We start from the raw sequence: 2,238 nt of genomic DNA, 5'->3' as shown, positions 1-2,238 counted from the left end.
CGCTCAAAAATGTGTTTCAAAGAGTCTTCCGGTATTCCAACTCCAGTATCTTCTACTTCTATCATTGCGGAGTTATTCTGGGCATAGGCTCTGAGCCAGATTTCTTTTGGCCCGTGTTCCTTGGCAAAGGTGTATTTCACTGCGTTGTCTACAAGGTTCAATAGAAGCTGTACAAGTCTGTCAAAATCACCCTCCACAAAAATCCCTTCATCTACGTCGACATTTATGGAGACATTCTTCTCACTTGCGAGAGGCTCAACAATTCTCATTACGTAGTTGACTACCTCCCCTAACTCCACATCCTCTTTGCTGAATGATGCTTCACCGGATTCAAGCTTTTCCAGATCGAGCAGGTCGTTAATTAATCTCGTCATTCTGGCAGATTCGTTTTCAATTATAGAAAGGAATCTGTAGACAGTCTCTTTATCCTCAAGATCGTCTTCGGCAAGTGTTTCAGCGTATCCGTGGATTGATGTTAGCGGTGTCCTAAGCTCGTGGGAGACATTTGCGACGAAATCTCTTCTCATTGCCTCAACTTCCTTCTCCTTCGTGATATCGCGGAGAAGGATGAGATATCTAACTTCACTTTTAAGAGTGACTCTCATTATCTTGCAATTTCTTACCGATCTTCTGGGATAATATATAGTTATCTCGGACTCTTGACTCTCCTGAGTTCTAACCGAATCTTCAAAGAGATCGCCAATGTAGTAACTGTCTATCCCTTCACTGATTCTTAGACCTACGAGCTGCTTGCTAGAAAGTTCTTGCGCAGCTTTGTTGGCGTATTCGATCTTTCCGTCCTCCGAGGCTATCAAGAAAGCATCGCTCAAGTTGTCGAAGATCGTGACAAGGTTCTCGATCCTGGCATTTAGAAGAGCAATCTCTTCTTTCATACTTGAGATCAGCTGTTGAACCTTCTTATATATAAAGATAAACTCGGCGCTTCTCGGAACTTCGACGAGATCCGCAAAGCGCCTTTTAGCGGCTTCTAATCTCTTATTCTTTTGATTCTCATGTCTAAACAGAATCATGAAGAGAAAAGCTATCACCGCAACAACAGCGAGGACAGCATAAAGCAATTAATCAATCTTCCTTTCCGGGATCTCTGAACTTATAGCCTTTTCCTCTGACTGTAATTATATACTTCGGAGTAGAAGCGTCTTCTTCGATTTTCGTTCTAAGTCTTCTGATATGAACATCAACAGTTCTTGTGTCACCGTAGTAATCGTATCCCCAGAGTTTATCAAGAAGCACATCCCTGCTGAAAACCTTTCCTTCGTTCTCTGCAAGGAATCTTAGTAGTTCAAACTCAAGAGGGGTAAGGTTAACCATTCTATTCCTCACTCTTACCTCGTACTTTTCTGTATCGATTTCGAGATCTCTTGCGAGTATCTTCTTTGGCCTTTCCTCTTTTGCCTGCGCACTCTGCTGAATTCTTCTAAATACCGCTCTAATTCTAGCCAGCACTTCTCGAACACTAAACGGTTTGGTGATGTAGTCGTCTGCACCAAGCTCTAACCCCAACACCTTGTCGAATTCTTCACTCTTCGCACTCAGAAAAATTACGGGTGTCTGTCTGAACTTCTCTGTCGCTCTAAGGTTTCTTACAAGTTCGAATCCATCCATTCCTGGAAGCATAATGTCGACGATAAACATGTCTGTTTCGTTGTCTTCGGCAATCTTCAACGCTTCTTCTGCATCATAAGCTTTCAGGACTTCGTAGCCCTCCTTTTTTAAATTGAAAGTAAGGAGCTCCACGATCGAAGGTTCATCATCAACGACCAGAATACTCTTCTTTGCCATGCTCTTTCCACTCCTTCCGTTTCGAATTCACATCCTCTGCGTATTTGTTCAGAATAGGTGTTGGATCAATTCCACGCTCGACAAGTTCAAGTAATTCTCTTCCTTTTTCTCTATCGATGCTGGCAAGGGCAAACTGCAACCGCGATTCTCTAAGGCTCTCAAAATCGAGTTTGACTCCCTCCATCATCAGTTCCGATCTTATTTCCCTCTCTAACTTTCTAAGAACGCCGACCGACTCCATTGGCATATGCTCAAACGGCGTGCCGGGTTTCGGAATCAGCGGGTTCAAACTAAGCACTACGCTTGAATAACCCATCTTTAAAGCTTGATGCACGGTTTTCGATATTTCTGTCCTGTCATCATGGGTCTCAAAAACAGCTCCATATATGTAATACATCTTCACCCTGCGAAAATCATTATTCCTTCCTAACTCCA

Annotated in this window: 2 protein-coding genes and 1 pseudogene; all 3 read right to left on the bottom strand. The window is 43.0% G+C overall.

Features of this window, described 5'->3' with window-relative positions; genetic code table 11:
* A partial coding sequence (locus BG32_RS15200) for a cell wall metabolism sensor histidine kinase WalK (protein ID WP_121527086.1) occupies positions 1–1,079 on the bottom strand: 1,079 nt, incomplete at its 3' end.
* A 4-nt stretch (positions 1,080–1,083) separates the two neighbouring features.
* Positions 1,084–1,803: a response regulator transcription factor gene (locus BG32_RS15195; RefSeq protein ID WP_006491968.1), complete on the bottom strand. Its 720-nt coding sequence runs from the start codon at positions 1,801–1,803 to the stop codon at positions 1,084–1,086.
* Positions 1,775–2,238, bottom strand: a pseudogene (locus BG32_RS15190) (radical SAM protein); the annotation flags it as partial. The pseudogene BG32_RS15190 and the gene BG32_RS15195, both read right to left, overlap by 29 nt.

It is taken from the genome of Mesotoga sp. HF07.pep.5.2.highcov (assembly GCF_003666285.1).
Taxonomy (GTDB): Bacteria; Thermotogota; Thermotogae; order Petrotogales; family Kosmotogaceae; genus Mesotoga; species Mesotoga prima.
Note: the sequence above shows the minus strand (reverse complement) of the source record. Positions and strands in the feature narration are given on the sequence as shown.